Origin of the sequence: Pseudomonas sp. C1C7, assembly GCF_013359595.1 — a bacterium.
Classification (GTDB): Bacteria; Pseudomonadota; Gammaproteobacteria; order Pseudomonadales; family Pseudomonadaceae; genus Aquipseudomonas.
The window spans coordinates 98,064-115,416 of sequence record NZ_JABFMP010000006.1 but is presented as its reverse complement, the minus strand read 5'-3'; the positions used below and the strand labels follow the sequence as shown (position 1 = coordinate 115,416).

Sequence of the window (17,353 nt, the reverse complement as noted above, 5' to 3'; positions counted from 1 at the left end):
CATGAGCGATACATCTGCAGCATTCCTGAGCGAGCAGGAAATCATGATTCGCGACGCCGCACGCAAGGTGGCCCAGGAAGTCGTGGCGACCACGGCAGCCGAACGCGACCGCACGGGCGCTTGGCCGCACGCGGAACTCAAGGCGGTGGCCGAACTCGGCTTCCTAGGCATGCAAGTTCCCGAAGAGGCAGGCGGTTCGGGCATGTCATTCCCGGAATACTGCCTGTGCATCGAGGAATTCGCCGCCGCTGACGCCGGCTTTGCGACCATTCTGCATGTCCACAACGGCATGACCGACATGCTGCATCGCTTCGGCACCCAAGAGCAGAAGCAGAAGTACCTGGCCGGGATGATTTCCGGCGAGCTCATCGCCGCCGGCCTGCTCACCGAGCCCCAGGCCGGTTCCGACACCGCCGCCTTCCGCACTTCGGCGCGTCGCGAGGGCGACCACTACGTGCTTAATGGCAGCAAGCAGTTCATCTCCAACGGCAACGAAGCCGGGATTGCCTTCGCAATCGCCGCCACCACGGATACGCCCGAAGGTCGCAAAGGCGCGAGCATGTTTATCATCGACCCACGGGAGCCGGGCTACATCGTGGCTCGTGTGGAAAGCAAGATGGGGCAGCGTTCGGCCCATGTGGCGGCGATCCAGTTGGACAACTGCCGGGTACCGGTGCAAAACCTGCTGGCCGAGGAAGGCACTGCCTACAAACGCCTGATGGCCACCCTGTCCGAAGGTCGCATCGGTATTGCCGCCGTGGCGGTAGGTGCCGCCCGTGCCGCGCTGGAAGCGGCGGTGAAGTACGCACACGAGCGTGAAGCCTACGGTGCGCCGATCATCAAGTTGCAAGGCGTGGCGTTCGATCTGGCCGACATGGCCACTCAGTTCGAGGTGGCCCAGCACTACATGCTGCACGCCGCGCGCTTGCATTGCGCTGGTGTGCCCTGCGCCAAGGAAGCGTCCATCGCCAAATTGTTCGCCAGCGAAATGGCTGAAAAGGTCTGTTCCGATGCGCTGCAGATCCATGGAGGCTACGGCTACCTGAACGATTTCCCGGTGGAGCGTTACTGCCGTGACGTACGGGTCACCAAGATTTACGAGGGCACCAGCCACATCCAGAAGGTGATCATCGCCCGCAACCTGTAATTGACCCGCTGGGCAATCCCAACCTTGAGCACGGCCGGGCATCACCGGCCGATGCCGCATCAGGAGGAAATGGACGTGACTGACAGTGCAGTGCTGTACGAAAAGATCGGCAAGACCGCGCTGATCACCCTGAACCGGCCGCAGAAAAAGAATGCGTTTGAGGCCGCCATCAACGAAGCCCTGCCGGCCGCATTGATGGCAGCGCGGGATGATCACTCGGTTCGCTCGATTGTGTTGACCGGCGCCGGCGGTTCATTCTGCTCGGGCTTCGACCTGGGCAGCCTGGAGGAGGGCGAAGATCGCACGTTCGCCGGGCGCAAGCTGGTGCTGGGCTTTCATGAATGGTTCGCCGGTCTGGTCGACCTGCAAAAACCGGTGATCGCGGCAGTTGACGGCGCAGCGGTGGGCGCCGGGTTTTCCCTGGCCCTGGCCGCGGATTTCATGTTCGTGACGCCACGGGTGCGGCTATTACCTACCTTCCTGAGCCTGGGGCTGGTGCCGGACCTGTCGATGCTGTACGTACTGCCGCGCCTGGTCGGGCTGGCGAAGGCCAAGGAGCTGATTTTTTGCGCACGGGCGGTCGATGCACAGCAAGCGCTGGAGCTTGGTTTGGCGCAGGTCATCGTCTCGCAGGATCAGCTGCTGGACAGCGCCTTGCAGTTCGCCGCCCAGTTCGATGACGCGCCGTCCGATGCGCTAGGATTGGCCAAGACCCTGCTCAATCGCTCGTTCGAGACGGACCGTCAGGCGATGACCCAGTTCGAGGCTTGCGCGCAGTCGCTGTGCGGGGCCAGTCGCTACCATGCCGAAGCCGTACGACGCTTTCTCGGCAAGGAAGGCTTGCCCTACCTGGGCGCGAAACTGCCACAGCCATAAACCCCCAAATGGGGAGGGGCGGCAGGACTTCGGGGCTGCCTATCCTTGAGACTCAAAACCCGCCGTCCGGCCCGATAAGCCGGAAAATGCCCAGGAGCCGGCAGGATATCCACTGTTGAGGAGTAAGACATGATGCAGAAAGTCGTCGTTGCGGGTGTCGGCATGATCCCCTTCGTAAAACCCGGCCAGAGCGAAACCTATGCGGTCATGGGTGAGCAAGCCGTGCGCCTGGCCCTGGCAGATGCCGGCGTCGGTTACGAATCGGTGCAGCAGGCGTATGCCAGCTTTGTGTTTGGTGACTCCACCTGTGGCCAGCGTGTGCTCTACAACGTCGGCATGACTGGCATTCCGGTGTTGAACGTCAATAACAACTGCGCCAGTGGTTCATCGGCCTTGTACCTGGCCAACCAGGCCATCGCCAGCGGCATGGTGGATATCGTCCTGGCCTTCGGGTTCGAACAGATGATCCCCGGCGCCATCGGCAGTGCTTTCCCGGATCGCCCGAGCCCGCTGGAACTGTTCCTCGATCAATGTGACGAAGCGATTCCCGGTGCTGCGCAAATTCCGGCGGCCCTGCGAATTTTCGGCAGTGCCGGCGTGGAGCACATGCAGCGCTTCGGCACTCCGCTGGAAACCTTTGCCAAGATTCGCGCCAAGGCCAGCCGTCACGCGGCCAACAACCCCAAAGCCGTGTTCCGCAAAGTAGTCACCACTGAAGAAGTGATGGCCGACCAGGTGGTGTGGCCTGGCGTCATGACTCGCCTGATGGCTTGCCCACCGACCTGCGGTGCGGCCGCGGTGGTGTTGTGCAGCGAAGCCTATGCGTTGAAGCATGGTCTGGATCGCAGCGTGTCAATCGCCGGCCAGGCACTGACCACCGATGGTGCGGAAACGTTCAAATCAGGCGACATGCGTGATGTGGCCGGTTACTCGATGTCTCGTGCCGCAGCGCGCAAAGCCTATGAAATGGCCGGCATCGGTGCCGAAGACGTGCACGTCGTCGAGCTGCACGACTGCTTCGCCCAGAACGAGTTGCTGACCTATGAGTCCCTGGGTCTGTGCCCGGAAGGCGGGGCGCAGAAGTTTGTCGACGATGGCGACAACACCTATGGCGGTCAATACGTGGTCAACCCGTCCGGCGGCCTGCTATCCAAGGGCCACCCGATCGGCGCGACAGGCCTGGCGCAATGCACCGAGCTGGTCCAGCAACTGCGTGGCCGCGCCGAGCAGCGGCAGGTCGAGGGTGCGCGCATCGCATTGCAACATAACGTCGGCATCGGTGGCGCCTGCGTCGTCACCCTGTACCGCAAAGACTGACAGGGGAAGCGCAATGGATTTTCAACCTGACGCCAGCCTCGAAGCGTTCCGCGAGCAAGTGCGCAGCTTCCTGCGCGACCAGGTCCCGGCGGATTTGAAGGGGCAACAGCGCTGCGCCCGCTCGCCGCGAGAACAGATCATGCGCTGGCAAAAACTCCTCACGGCGCGCGGCTGGGGTGCGCCTTACTGGCCCAAGGAGCACGGCGGTACCGGTTGGTCGGTGCCGCAGATCCTTGTGTTCGATGACGAATGCAGCGCTGCCGGCACGCCAACGCAAGATGGATTCGTGCACAAGATGCTCGGTCCCGTGCTCAACGCGTTTGCCACACCGGAACAAAAGGCCGAGCACCTGCCGCCGGTGCTTAATGGCGAGCGCCTGTGGTGCCAGGGTTTTTCCGAGCCGGGCTCCGGTTCCGACCTGGCATCGCTGCGCACTCGTGCCGAGCGCGATGGTGACCACTACGTGGTCAATGGACAGAAAATCTGGACCAGCTATGCCCATCACGCGGACTGGATCTTCTTGCTGGTACGCACCAACCCGGATGTGAAGAAGCAAGCGGGGATCAGCTTTTTGCTGGTGGACATGCGTACACCCGGTATTACCGTACGCCCGATCCGCAGCATCGACGATGCCCATCACTTGAATGAAACCTTCTTCGACAACGTGCGGGTGCCGGTCGGCAACTTGATTGGCGTGGACGGACAGGGCTGGAGCATCACCAAGTTCTTGCTCAACAACGAACACGCCACCGTTGCCGATCTACCTGAACTCAAACGCTACCTGCGCGAGCTGCAGCTGATCGGCACGACGTTGCGGGTGGGCGAGCAGGCGCTTTTCGAACGCCCGGAATTCGCGCTGAAGCTGGCGCGCCTTGACGCCGAACTGCAAGCCATCGAAATGCTGGTGCAGCGGGTTGCGCGCCTGGAACAACAGCACAATCCGGCGTCGCACACATTGGGTTCGATGCTCAAGATCCGCGCCACCGAATTGCAGCAGCGCATCACCGAGGCGCAGATCGAGGCACTGGGCGACTACGGCGCGATTGCCTATCCGCATCCCCATGAGGCAGGCCCGGAACAGTCGTTCCCGCAGCAGGCACTGGCAAGGGGGATCAGCAATGACATGTTCCTGCGGCGCGCCTCGACGATTTACGGCGGCACCAGCGAAGTGCAGCGCGGCATTATCGCCAAGATGCTGTTCCAACTCTGATCTCAGGAAACCGCTATGGATTTCGAATTCACTTCGGAACAACAACTGTTGCAGGACAGCCTGCGACGCTATGTGGACAAGGCCTACAGTTTCGAGGCGCGTACCGCTCTGCTCAAGACTGGCAAAAACGGTAGTGCGGACAACTGGGACCTGTTCGCCGCTAACGGCTGGCTGATGGCCGCGTTGCCGGAAGAATACGGTGGGCTTGGTGGCTCGCTGGTGGATACGGTGATCATTGCCCAAGAACTGGGGCGCGGACTGGTGCTGGAGCCCTTCATGGCGTGTGGTGTGCTGGCGGCCCAGACGCTGTTGGCGGCGGGCAGCGACACGCAAAAAGCACGCCTGCTGCCGCAACTGGCCGACGGCACGTACCGTATCGCGCTGGCCTACAGCGAGGCGCAATCACGGGGCATGCCGTTGCCCGTCACCCTGCGGGCTGAGCGTCAGGAACACGGTTTTCGCCTGTCCGGGCGCAAGACTCTGGTGCTGGGCGCCGTGGGTGCGAAGGCATTCATCGTTTCGGCGCAGATACCGCAGACACCGGGCATCAGCCTGCTGTTGGTGGATGCAGATCGCCCAGGCCTGACCTGCCAGACGCTGCCATTGCACGACGGTACGTGGGCGCAGGAGCTGCATTTCGATGGTGTCGAAGTCGGCGCGGACGCCTTGCTTGGCGAGGCGGGGCAAGGCCTGACCGGGTTACGGAAAGGCCTAGCCCACGGCATCGTAGCCCAGTGCGCAGAGCTGATCGGCGCGATGGAAAAAACCATCGAAGTCACGGCCGATTACCTCAAGGTGCGCCAACAGTTCGGTGTGCCCATCGGCACTTTCCAGGCTTTGCAGCACCGCATGGCGGATATGGCGGCGGAGCTGGAGCTGGCGCGTTCGAGCCTGCACGCGGCCCTGGCCGCCATGGTCAATGATGATGAGGTCGCCCGCGACAAAACCGTTTCGGGCAGCAAGATGCTCATTTGCCGCGCGGCGAAGTCCGTTTGCGGCCAGGGCATCCAGTTGCACGGCGGCATTGGCGTGACCGAGGAGTACCTGGTCGGGCACTACTACAAACGGGCCATCGTCGCGGACTTGCTCCTGGGCGGCAGCGACAGCCACGAGGCCGCTTGTGCGGCCGCGCTACAGGCGCAATTGCGCGCCTGAACCGTTATTGAACAGACTATCGAGAGCACAACAACAATGAAAAGCTACGAAACACTGGCCGAACTGCAAGGCCTCGTTGGCGAAGTCGTGGGCACCAGCGACTGGGTGGCCATCGACCAGCAACGTATCAACACCTTTGCCGAAGCCACCGGCGATCACCAGTGGATTCACACCGACCCCGAACGCGCCGCCCAGGGGCCATTCGGCAAGACGATTGCCCATGGCTTTCTGACCCTGAGCCTGCTGCCGACCTTCATGACCAACGCCTTTGAGCTGCGCAATGTGAAGATGGGCGTGAACTACGGCATGAACAAGGTACGCTTTGTACAGCCAGTGCCGGTGGACAGCCGGTTGCGCGGGCATTTCAAGGTGCTGTCTTTCGAACCGCTGGAAGGCAACGGTGCCCAGGTGACTTACGAGATGACCGTGGAGATCGAGGGCGTCACCAAACCTGCCTGCGTCGCCGAGACCATCCTACGAGTATTCGCCTGAGCCATAACGCCCGCAACACTGCTGTGACAAACGCCACGCGCATACCGATGCCGCGTGGCGTTTGCGTTTTCAGCCGGATAAAAGGCCTGCCCCTCCCTTTGTGCGCCAATAAGGGGGGGGCGAAGACAGGGGGGTGTTGGTTAAAAAACACTGCCAGGACGGGAAAATATTCCGCAGTTCCTTGAAGGGCAGGGCGTGCTTGATAAGACGCTCAAACCATCATCCTAGAGGTTGGAGACATGATTAAACTCACAAGAACCCTGATTGCGCTCGGCTTGCTGGCCGCGCATGCAGGCGTGCTCCATGCAGCAGTATCAGAACAAGAAGCCAAGCAACTGGGCACCACCTTGACCAGCGTGGGTGCCGAGAAGGCCGGTAATGCCGATGGCACCATTCCGGCCTATACCGGCGGGCTGAATACAGCGCCCGTTGGCTTCGACAAGGCCTCGGGCATTCGTCCCGACCCCTTCGCCAATGAAAAACCGCAATTCTCGATCAATGCCACTAACGTGGACACCTACAGCGACAAGCTCACCGAAGGCACCAAGGCTCTGGTCAAGAAGCTTCCGGGTTTCCGCGTCGACGTTTATCCGACGCATCGCACTGTAGGCTATCCGCAGTTCGTGCTGGACAACACGCTGAAGAATGCCACCAGCGCCACACTGACCAACAATAACGAAACGCTGCAAGGCGCCCACGCCGGTGTGCCGTTTCCGATTCCCAAGACCGGCATCGAAGTGATGTTCAACCATCTCGCACGTTACCAGGGCCTGGCTTGGATCGCGCCCAAGTACGGCGCTTACAACGTGGATGCGGCGGGGAAACTGGTTACATCGACCCTGGGTCGCTGGACCTACGAGATGCCTTACTACGATACGTCGAAAAGCGGCGACGACATCGTGATGACCCGTGCCCGTGCCAACTACAGCGGCCCTGCACGTCGTGCCGGTGAAGCGGTGATGACCTTCGACTACACGGCCACTGAGCGGGGACGCAAGGCCTATCAGTATCTGCCAGGACAACGCCGTGTACGCCTGGCGCCAGACCTGGCCTACGACACGCCGAATGCCAGTACCTCGGGTATGTCTACCATCGACGACATCAACCTGTTCAATGGACGGATGGACCGCTTCGACTGGAAGCTGGTCGGCAAGAAGGAGATGTATGTTCCGTATAACGCCTACCGCTTCGCCTACGCCGAAAGTCCTGAGCAGGTGTTTGGCTCGAAGTTCATCAATCCGGACCTGGTGCGTTGGGAGCGTCACCGTGTCTGGGTCGTAGAGGCGACTCTGAAGCCCGGCATGCGTCACATCTACTCCAAGCGCACCTTCTACATCGATGAGGACAGCTGGACCGCCGTAGCGGTGGACCAGTACGACGGCCGCGGTCAACTGTGGCGCCCTGGCTTCAGCTATATCCATCAGATGTATGACGCCGTTGCCACCAACAGTACCGCCGGCCACTACGACCTGATTGCGGGTACCTATTACATCAACGTCTGGCCAGGCAAGGCGGGCGTGCAGGTCATGGACAAGCTCAGTGCGGATAATGGCTGGTCGTCCGATAGCTTGGCGGGGGCAGGGGTTCGCTGACGGCTGTTTCCGGCTAGCCATACTTGCGAAACGGAACCGCCTTCGGCGGTTCCGTTTTTTTTTGCTCATTGATACGCACGCGTTCCCCCTGTAGGAGCGAGCCTGCTCGCGATGGTCGTCAACGATAACGCGGGCTTTCTGAGTGCCCGCGTTGTCTGGACGTTTTTCGCGAGCAAGCTCGCTCCTACCGTCAGGAAACCCGGCGTGACTGATCCGCCCAGTAGCGCTCACGAACCTGTCGACGCAGCACCTTGCCAACGGCACTGACCGGCAGGGCTTCAACCATCTTCACCGACTTGGGTGCCTTGAAGCGGCCCAGGCGCTCCTTGACCAGTGCAATCAGTTCTTGCTCGTCGACCGCCATACCCGTCTTGAGCACGACTTCGGCGTGGACCGCCTCGCCCCACTTGTCATGGGGAATGCCGACCACGGCGGACATGGATACGGCGGGATGGGTATTGAGCGTGGCTTCGACTTCCACGGCATAGACATTGAATCCACCGGTGATGATCACATCTTTCTTGCGATCGACGATGAACACATAGCCAGCTTCGTCCACATAGCCCAGGTCCCCGGACCTCCAGAAACCGTCGTTGAATTCAGCGGCCGTGCCCTGTGGATTTTTGTGATAGCCACTGATGGTGCCACGCCCGCGCAGCCAGATCTCCCCGGTCACGCCGTTCGCAACCCGATTGCCCGACTCATCGACGATCTTCAGCTCGATACCGGTGGCAGGCCTCCCCGCGGAGGCCAGTCGACCTGTTTCGACCGCGCTCAGATGATCGGCCTTGGTCAGGGTGCAGACTGCCTGGGCGCATTCGGTGGCGCCGTATAGCTGGAAAAAGATGTTGCCGAAACGCTCTTGGGATTGCCTGAGCTTGACCGGGCTCATAGGGGCCGCGCCGTAATAGAGGGTCTGCAGACTGGACAAATCGTATTGCGATGCCTCTTCCAGCTCGAGCAACCAACCCACCAACGTCGGCACCATTAGCGCTGTAGTGATGCGTTCCGCTTCGACATTACGACACCAGGCTTTGAGGTCGGTGGCATTCTGGGTAACGGTGCAGCCGCCACGGAACAACGTCGGCAACAGCGACAGCCCCGAACCATGGCTGATGGGTGCGATGTGCAGGTAGCGGGTGCGTTCGTTGAGGGCTTGGCTCTGCTCGCTGTCGGCATACATCGAATCCCGCGCCGCCAGCCAATTATCGATGGTGTACCGGGCACATTTGCTCTTGCCGGTGGTACCGCCGGTGAAGCGGTAGATCAGCGTGTCCTGATGGACATCGGATTCGACGTCAGGCTCGTCCTCCGACATGCCCTCCAGCAATGCCCAGAAGTACAGCGCAAAACCGCAATCGGTAGGGGGTTCGTCCATGCAGACCACCACTGCACCGCTGGCGCACAGCATTTCGCTGTACTGCGATAACAGCGCTGTCTCGATGAATATGACCTTGGGGGCGATAAATTCGACCTGCCAACGGTGTTCTTCGAGCGAATCGCGAAAATTGGTATGCGCAATCGCCACTTCGCCTTTGAACGCCGTCCAAGCATGCAGCAGCGACAGGTTGTCGTTCTCCAGAATGCACAGCACCGTGTCGCCGCGCTGCAAATGCAGGCGCGTACGCAGGGTATTGGCGATGCGGTTGGTCAGCCGATGCAGTTCATCAAAGCGATAACGCCGATTTCGCTCGACGTTCACCAAGGCTTCCTGACGGGAATAGCGTTGTGCAACCTGCGCCATGACCCGGGAAAAATTCATCTTCATTGCGTTCTCCGTTTTTTGTTCTGGGTGTTGGAAAACGCATTCTAAAAAGGAGGCCAAGGTGTACCGCGCCCCCCATCTGGAGAGGGGGAAGTTGGCGCCGTCGGTGTTAGGGTGAATAGGAGAACCTTATGCACAACCAACGGAAAAAACCTTTCCACTCAATGGCGTTTTACGAGAAAGCCACTGTAAACAATGCACGGTCAGCCATTAGTTTGAAGTGAGTCGAGGGTTTTTATGAAAACAGGAAACAGACTTGCGCTGGGCTTGATGACATTGTTGCCCGCCATGCTGGCCCAGGCGGATAACGGCGGTATCAGCTTCTGGCTGCCGGGGCAGTTCGGTACGCTCGCGGCGGTACCCACCGCTCCCGGCTTGAGCCTGCCGCTCATCTACTACCATGCCAACGCCAAGGATGACGCCAGCAAACCCGTTCCCCGCGGCGGGCTGACCACCGTTGGTCTCGATGCGACAGCGGACATCCTGTTCGCCTTCCCGAGCTACACCTTCGCCGAGCCTTTGCTTGGCGCTCAAGTTGCTTTGGCAATGGGCGCGGCAGTGGCGCGCTCCGAGGGCAGTGTCGATCTCACGCTGACAGGGCCACGAGGCCGGACCTTTTCCGGCAGTACCGACGACACCTTAAAAGGCGGCAGCGACGTCTATGTGATGGGCACCATGAAATGGAACCATGGCGTTCACAATTTCATCGCCTACACCATGGGCGACATTCCGGTCGGCGCCTATGATCCCAATCGTCTAGTCAACATAGGCTTGGGACACGCTGCCCTGGATGCGGGAGGTGGCTATACCTGGTTTGACAAGATAAACGAGTTTTCCGCCGTGGCGGGCCTGACCTACAACTGGGAAAACACCGATATCGACTATCAAAACGGTATCGATGCCCACCTTGACCTCAGCGCCTCACATTTCATCAACGATCAAACTCACCTGGGTCTTGTCGGCTACGTCTTCCGTCAGGTCACCGGCGATAGCGGCAGCGGTGCAACCTTTGGCGATTTCAAATCCAGGGTCAATGGCATCGGGCCGCAGGCCGGACACTTTTTCAAAGTCGGTAAGGACCTCTGGTATACCAATCTCAAGGGTTACTACGAGTTCGATGCGAAGAATCGGGCAGAAGGCTGGAACACTTGGTTGTCCTTGGTCATTCCTTTATCGAATTGAAATCCACGGTGTGCACTAGGAAAGGAAAGATGGTGACGGTTCGCTTTGGTGGCTGTGATGGCAAAGCACCGAATTGCCCGCCGACCACATAAGGGGGGAACTACATGGTGCGACTCTATCGTCCCCGTACTCAGATTCTTGAAGGCGAGTGGCAATTCCCACAAGCACAATTGGAAAAGTAGGTAGCTGAAAGCTCAATGCCTTCCTTGGGCCTGAGGTGTACCCCACGGCGACTCTCGGCGTCATCGGGCATTTTGTCGGATGCCGCCCGGGGAACACTCTCCTACAAGTTAGCCATACCCCCTCAGAAATCGTACTTCACACCGAGCATGCCCTCGTAGCTGTGGCTGTCGCCGTCGAAGGACTTCTGATAGCCGGCGGAGATGTAGAACGTCACTTTCTTGTCAGCCTGATAATCGACGCCCAGGTTGGCTTCCCACCAGCTACCGCCGATATCGGCCTCGAATGGCACGAAACCGTTGGCCGAGGAGAACTCGGTCTTGGGTTGCCCCTTGAACTCGTGCCAGACGCTGGGGCGCAGCCAGCCATTGGTGCGCAGGGTTTCGCCCTTGTCGTTTTCACGGAACCAGTCCTTGGCCAGGCGTACCCCCAAACGTCCAATCAGTGAGTCGATGTCCTTGAAGCGCACGTCGGCCGCAATGTCATCGCTGTTATCCAGATTGATGCGTGAATAGATCAGCTGTGCCTGGGGCTCGAGGTAGAGGTTTTCGAATTTGTGTTCGTCGTCGCCTTCATCGACCAGGAATGGATAGCCGGTCTCTAGCGACGCGGTGTAACCCCAGCCCTGGGTGTCCAGATTGCCGAGGTCGTTGGGCTTGGCCTCGATGTCGAAGCGATGCAGTTGCAGCACGCCATCCACATAGCCGCCATCGGGGCTGAAATGCGTCCAGTAACCACCGAGGCTGTAGGCGCGAAGCACGTTATCGCCGGCGCCGTTGCCGGTGTAATGCTTGACGCCACCATCGATATTACCGACCGCCAGGGACAGTCCGGCCTGATCATGGCTGCCATCGGTGTCTTCACCGCGATACAGATCGATGCCGACCTGGAACGCCTGCATGTCGTAGCTGTACGCTGGCGAATTACCGGATGGACCGCTACTGCCGGCCTCGCGTTCGCCATTTCGAAAGATCATTCGCCCCCAGCCGATTGATGGCCCGTAGGTTTCTTCATGTTCTTTGGGCAGCGGGTCGGTGGGCATGCGCCGCTCCTCGGCGACACGCTCGTGCAGGGTGTCGATCAGACCGCGGCTGTAGACCAGGGCCAGGGCCGGAATGGCGCCATAGAGCGAGGTTTCCGGACGGAAGTTCGGTTCCGGTGACGGATCCGGTGTCGGCGTCGGTGTCGGCGTCGGCGTCGGCGTCGGTGTCGGCGTCGGTGATGGGGAATCTGCGGTGGAGCGCAGGTACCAAGCCTCGCTGTTACTGCCATCCACGCTTGATCGATGCAAGGTGTACTCGTAGGGGCCGGCAACCGCACGATTTCCTAGGCGGAAGGCATCGGCGGACGTGGTGCCGCCATTGAGTACATCGACCACCAGAATGCCGTTGCCGGTGGTCAGGGCGCCTCGTCCCAGAACTCCGCTGGTATCCCGGGCATTGTGAATGAGCAGGGCGGTGTTGCCGGTGGCCAGGGCCGTGGCGGTGCCACCGTCGATCACCAGCTTGTCCGAAGGCGAGCCATCGCCTTCCAGGAAGGTGTTCAGTCCGATCGCGCCATCACCGCTGTAGGTATTGACGGTCAGCGTCTTGAACACACCACCCACCGGCGCGGAGAAGTCGATCAGGCTGGGATCGTTGACCAATGTGGTCAGGTTGGAATCGCCGGTCATGCGCCAGAGGCTGTTGTTGGTCAGGGTCAGGTTGGAAACGCTGCCTGGCGCGGTGAAGGCCGAACCGACGACGGTCGAGCCCGACAGTGTGACATTGGCCAGCCCGGGGCTGACTGGCGGGGCAGGGGCCGTGATCGGCGGGGGCTGTAACGGCGGCAACGCGCCAGTGAGCTCATCCGGAAAATCAGCAGGTCCGCCCAGTGGCGGTGGCGAAGCGGCCAACAGGGGAAAGTCATTGAGCGTTCCCACCCGCAGCCATTGACCGGCGCCTGTCACGGTCGAATTGATCAGCGTGATATTCGCGTCGCCGGCAACACCAATGATCGAGCCGCTGGTATTGGTCAGCGTGCTGCGGGTGAAGTCCGCCGTGGAGACCGCGCCGGGGATGCCCAAGGCATAGAGCGCCATCGAATTCGCACCGCTGGCAGTCACCGTTGCATCGGTGCCGATGATGCGTCCGCCAATCAATGCAACCGCACCGTGAGCCTCCGTACCGGAGGCCCGAACCGAACTTTGGTTGATTGTCACCGAGGTCGGCGCGTCACGGGACAAGGCGCCATGGGCACCGACACCCTGGGTTTGCACGGTGCTGCGGTTGGCTACCACATTAGCTTCGCCTCGGCCGGTGGGTGCAGAACCATAGTTTTCCAGTATCGCCCGCAAACCCACGGCACCCGTGCCCTGGGTAGTGACCGCCGTATCGTTTACCGTAACCGTGGCCACGCCGACCGGCTGGTCGTTGCGTGATTGTGCCTCGACACCAAAGGCATTCAGGCCAGTGGTTTGAACCGTATTGCGATTGGCCGTGGTATTGGCGTTGAACTGTGTTCCAACCTGTTCGGCCACCGCGTACAAGCCGACACCCAGCACACCGGACGTGGTTATCCGGACATCATTGAGGGTCGTGTTGCCGCCATCGTCCGACCAGGCGCCCATCGCGGAGAGCCCCGATGTATTGACCACGGTACCGTTGGCAATCAGTGTGCCGCCGGGGTTGCGCGCGCCAAGGGCATGGGCGAAGGACGACTGCCTGACCTGGTTGCCAGTGGTGGTGATGGTGCCGCCATTGAGCGTGATGGTGCCGTTCAGGTCGGCAATCGCGCCCATGGCGTTGTCGTCGCCGCTGGTGATGATGGTCATGTTGTTCGCGGTCACCGAGGCGGGTGTCGGCACCGCACTGAACGCGGTCAGCGCCGCCGAGTTCAGACCTGTGGTTGTGATCCGGGTATCACTGACAAGGACGTTCGCACCGTCCCGGGCCGCCACGCCCACGGCAACCGTGGGTGTCGTCGTGGTGACCGTGCTGTTAGTCAACGTTAGCGATGACCCAACGCCTTCGACCTGCACGGCAGGTGTAAAAGGCCCGGTGGCGCCGTTGAGCAGAACGCTGCTGTTGTTGATCTGCGCCGAGCCGCCAGCCTTGATGGAAACACCGAACGCACGAGATCCGCTGGTCTGGATCGCAGTATCCGCCACCTGGGCTTGCGACCCGGAACCCTCGATCGAAAGACCGAAGCCACGTAGGCCGGTTGTAGTGATCGTGCTGCCGCTGCCGCTCATGACAATCTTGCCGCCGGTGATCGCCCGCACCCCGGCATTCGGGGTGCTATCCAGGTTGCTGGCGCCTGAGTTGGTGAACGAACTGCTGGTCAGAAGGAGGGTGCCACCGGTATCGGCCAGCGCAACGGATGCGTTAGTACCCGAAGTACTGGCCGCGATCCCTGTGGTGCTGATCTGGCTGCCGCCACCGGTGGAGTAAAGCGCATGACTGCCAGCGAGCGTGGTTGCGTTCTGTACCCCGGCGCTGCTGATCTGGGCACCGTTTGACAGACTGACCGTCCCGCCGCTTTCAGCCAGTACGCCGAAGGCACCCCGGGAACTGGTACTGACCGAGCCACCGGAGAAGTTGATCCGGCTTCCCGCTCCGGTCGCCGCCAGACCGTAGTTACCCGTGCCATTGGCACCACCGGTGACCAGCACCGTTGTGCCGTTCAGCGTCAGCACGCCGCCGCTGTCAGCCGCCGCACCGCGCAGGTTCAGGGAAGTGCCGGACGCAGGTGTCAGGTCGAGCGTTGCACCCGTTGCGACGATATTGCTGCCGGCACCCGAGGCCCGCAATCCGACCTGGCCGTTTGCTGCGGCGCCGATAGAAGTGGTGCTGACCGTACTGCCATTGAAGGTGATTGCCGCTCCTTGCAATGCCATGGCCCCCGTTGTGGTGGCAGCCCCCAGGTTAACGGTAATGCCATCGCCAATGATTTGGCCCAGCGTACCAGTGTCATTCAGGCCCGTAGCACCTGTTGTGGTGACGGTTACGGTGGTACCGGAGGGCACAGTACAGCTCGTGTTGTTGACGGGGGCTGGCAAGGGACAATCGGCGGACCAGGCCGGCGATGCGATCGCGCCAAATAGAGCTACCGCGACCGCGAACTGCAGCCGTAAGTGCGGATCGGCAGGAGTTCCAGCCTCCGCGCTCCATGCCAGCGGTGAATGGATGACCCAGCTGCCATGTGTCAATTCAGCTGGATCTGACGTCAATCCGTGGAGAAAATCAAACGGATCCCGGTGTTGAGTCATGGTGGCCAACTCCCTCTGCGAACCCTCGATGATCCCTCTTCGAGTTCTCCTGCAAATATGTCCGTACTCCTCAGGACACCGTGCGAAATCAGCCCACATACAGGTAAACCATGAGACAACTCGGGATATGCCTGTAGTTATATTTAGACCACGTTGAGGCGATTGCTATGCGTTTCGTCTGATTTCGGATCCAACTCTATGAGACCTCTTACACATTAAGGACAGAGTGGAACCAGGAAGTGACGACATCCCATGGATAACGCAAGACGGACTGGTTCTGCCTGTTGTAATGCGCAGTAGATCATTCTCTGCTGGACGTGAGTTGTCACGGCGGATCAGGTGGAACAATCGCAGATACAAGACAAAAATCAGCATTACGATAAGTAACGTGAGCTCATTGGATGGATCACGGAACTGCGCTTCAATGGTTGGTTCGTAACCAGCAATCGGCGTAAAGGGCACAAGCGTAAGAGGACGCTTGAAGTGTTGCAGGAAAGCCGGGCGCTTCCTACAGAGCTGACGAAATTTGAAGGCTGAAGGTCAAGCGGTCCCGGCGCAATTTGTTCAAGCCTTCATTCAGTGATCCGCATCGATACGAACTGGCTACCCGCCGAGCCGAAGCAGTGCCTGCTAGTCAACGGCAAGAGATTGCAGTAGGTTGAGTGTCTCAGAGGCTCAATACAATATGCGAGTCTGACAGTTATCGGATATTGCATTCTTCAACTGAACGCATCGTCTGCCTGCCCTTCTGATTGTTTTTCAAACATCATGGGGCAACTGAGGAGACAAAAGCCGCGACCAATCCCGACATAACAGATCAACACATGCATCGGGAGCTCCTCCAAAGCATCTGAGTGAAACCTTAGTCATGTCGGTGCTATAAGTGATGATGTTGCTGTCTTGGTCGAACAACTCACCTTTACTCGCTCTAAGTAGAGCGTGCCCGGCGGCCACATCATGAGCTGACACGGGATAAAGCGAAATACCGCAGACCCCATCACCAGCGGCTACACGTGCAAGTCGGTAGGCGATGCTCGGCATGGCATGGAACGTACCTGGGAAGCACAACTCGCTATTTTCTTCAGGCCTACCTACCGCGGCAGCGCTGACCATAACAAGTCGGTCAGTCGTTAAATTTTGTTGACTCAGATCCACTTCAATGGGGCAACCGTTGCGAAGTAAATGTGGTAGTCCCTCCGCCCACGCAATGCAATCTTCACCGCGGTCATCAGTTATAGGCGCGTAAACCACCCCTAAAACAGGTTGAGCATCGCGTAGTAAACCTACTGAAATTGATGAGCCTTTGAGACCTTTCAGGAAATCAGCGGTGCCGTCATTTGGATCGATTACCCAACACCATGGATCGTTGGTTAAAGCATGCCCAGTTTCCTCACCCCAAAAATCACAATCAAGCAACTGGAGTAACGACTTGCGAAGCTGTCGCTCAATCTCGATGTCCACGGTTGCTTTGTCGCCATAGCCACGAGGCCCTTCAGGTCTTTCCCACTCTGAAACCAGCAGTGCTCCTGCGAGTCTCACCTCATTTACTACCTGCTCAAGCAGCGTAATTAGGTTCACGACTTTCATAAAACCTCTGACTTCAGATTCTGAATATTGAAGGCAAATCCTGGTTCGAGCGCTTTTTAGCCAAGCTGCCGATTTCGAATCGACTCCACAAAATCGGCAATCAATCTTGCATCCTGTAGAGCATGGTGAGGAAAGACCAGGTCGGCCATCTGTGCTTGAACTGCATAGGTGATCGAGCTAGATACCACTCCTTTTGGCAACCCGTCTGGACCTGCCAATCGCACTAATAACGGCCAATCCCATTGTGGCGCATCACAGATGATTTCAAGACCATCGAACTGACTTAGCCATTGCTGTAGCTCGTCCGCAGCTTGCGATTGCGTTCTTCCATACTTATCAAGGTCGAGGAGGGGAAGCACGATTTTTTGAACGAAGTTGGAGCAATCACTGAGAATCCAGCCGTCTTCTATCTCAACATAGAACTCTGGGCCATTGGGAACGACCAAGGCGAGGCTAATGAGCTCATAGTAGGGGTCAAGGGAGGTAAATTCGCAATCCAGATATGCTCTTTGCATTTTAGCCACACCACAATTGCAGGATCAGAACCGAGGAGTTTCACCCACATGCAGATCATTGCGAAAGGGATGATTTTTGTGGATTT

The 17,353-nt window shown here is 59.4% G+C and carries 12 protein-coding genes; 8 read left to right on the top strand and 4 right to left on the bottom strand.

The window, feature by feature from the left end:
• The first annotated feature begins 1 nt into the window (after position 1).
• The 7 genes from HNO86_RS07335 (at position 2) to HNO86_RS07305 (ending at position 7,789) form a co-directional block, all read left to right on the top strand.
• Positions 2-1,147 carry an acyl-CoA dehydrogenase family protein gene (locus HNO86_RS07335; RefSeq protein ID WP_110967832.1) on the top strand — a complete coding sequence of 382 codons (1,146 nt, stop codon included), beginning with the start codon at positions 2-4 and terminating at the stop codon, positions 1,145-1,147.
• Between the two features lie 75 nt (positions 1,148-1,222).
• Positions 1,223-2,023 (top strand): enoyl-CoA hydratase/isomerase family protein, encoded by an 801-nt coding sequence (locus HNO86_RS07330; protein ID WP_372242515.1) that lies wholly within the window; start codon positions 1,223-1,225, stop codon positions 2,021-2,023.
• Positions 2,024-2,152: 129 nt separating this feature from the next.
• Entirely contained in the window at positions 2,153-3,340 is a 1,188-nt protein-coding gene (locus HNO86_RS07325) for a lipid-transfer protein (protein ID WP_110962883.1), read from the top strand.
• Between the two features lie 13 nt (positions 3,341-3,353).
• Positions 3,354-4,550: an acyl-CoA dehydrogenase family protein gene (locus HNO86_RS07320; RefSeq protein ID WP_175376340.1), complete on the top strand. Its 1,197-nt coding sequence runs from the start codon at positions 3,354-3,356 to the stop codon at positions 4,548-4,550.
• Between the two features lie 15 nt (positions 4,551-4,565).
• A complete protein-coding gene (locus HNO86_RS07315) occupies positions 4,566-5,705 on the top strand; it encodes an acyl-CoA dehydrogenase family protein (RefSeq protein ID WP_175376339.1) in 1,140 nt (379 codons plus the stop codon).
• Positions 5,706-5,741: 36 nt separating this feature from the next.
• Positions 5,742-6,197, top strand: coding sequence for a MaoC family dehydratase (locus tag HNO86_RS07310; RefSeq protein WP_110962880.1), 456 nt, complete (start codon positions 5,742-5,744; stop codon positions 6,195-6,197).
• A gap of 239 nt (positions 6,198-6,436) precedes the next feature.
• A complete protein-coding gene (locus HNO86_RS07305) occupies positions 6,437-7,789 on the top strand; it encodes a DUF1329 domain-containing protein (RefSeq protein WP_110962879.1) in 1,353 nt (450 codons plus the stop codon).
• Between the two features lie 190 nt (positions 7,790-7,979).
• Here the strand turns inward: HNO86_RS07305 and HNO86_RS07300 are convergent, their stop codons facing one another.
• Positions 7,980-9,557, bottom strand: a complete 1,578-nt coding sequence (locus tag HNO86_RS07300; RefSeq protein WP_175376338.1) for an AMP-binding protein — start codon at positions 9,555-9,557, stop codon at positions 7,980-7,982.
• Between the two features lie 234 nt (positions 9,558-9,791).
• Between HNO86_RS07300 and HNO86_RS07295 the strand changes: the two genes are divergently transcribed.
• Positions 9,792-10,736: a transporter gene (locus HNO86_RS07295; RefSeq protein WP_175376337.1), complete on the top strand. Its 945-nt coding sequence runs from the start codon at positions 9,792-9,794 to the stop codon at positions 10,734-10,736.
• Between the two features lie 304 nt (positions 10,737-11,040).
• Here the strand turns inward: HNO86_RS07295 and HNO86_RS07290 are convergent, their stop codons facing one another.
• The 3 genes from HNO86_RS07290 to HNO86_RS07280 all read right to left on the bottom strand — a co-directional run bounded on the left by HNO86_RS07290 (position 11,041) and on the right by HNO86_RS07280 (position 17,267).
• Positions 11,041-14,793 carry an autotransporter outer membrane beta-barrel domain-containing protein gene (locus tag HNO86_RS07290; protein ID WP_175376336.1) on the bottom strand — a complete coding sequence of 1,251 codons (3,753 nt, stop codon included), beginning with the start codon at positions 14,791-14,793 and terminating at the stop codon, positions 11,041-11,043.
• A 1,131-nt stretch (positions 14,794-15,924) separates the two neighbouring features.
• On the bottom strand, positions 15,925-16,752 hold the full coding sequence (locus HNO86_RS07285; protein WP_175376335.1) for an inositol monophosphatase family protein: 828 nt from the start codon (positions 16,750-16,752) through the stop codon (positions 15,925-15,927).
• Between the two features lie 56 nt (positions 16,753-16,808).
• Entirely contained in the window at positions 16,809-17,267 is a 459-nt protein-coding gene (locus HNO86_RS07280; RefSeq protein ID WP_175376334.1) for a 3'-5' exoribonuclease, read from the bottom strand.
• Positions 17,268-17,353 lie beyond the last annotated feature (86 nt).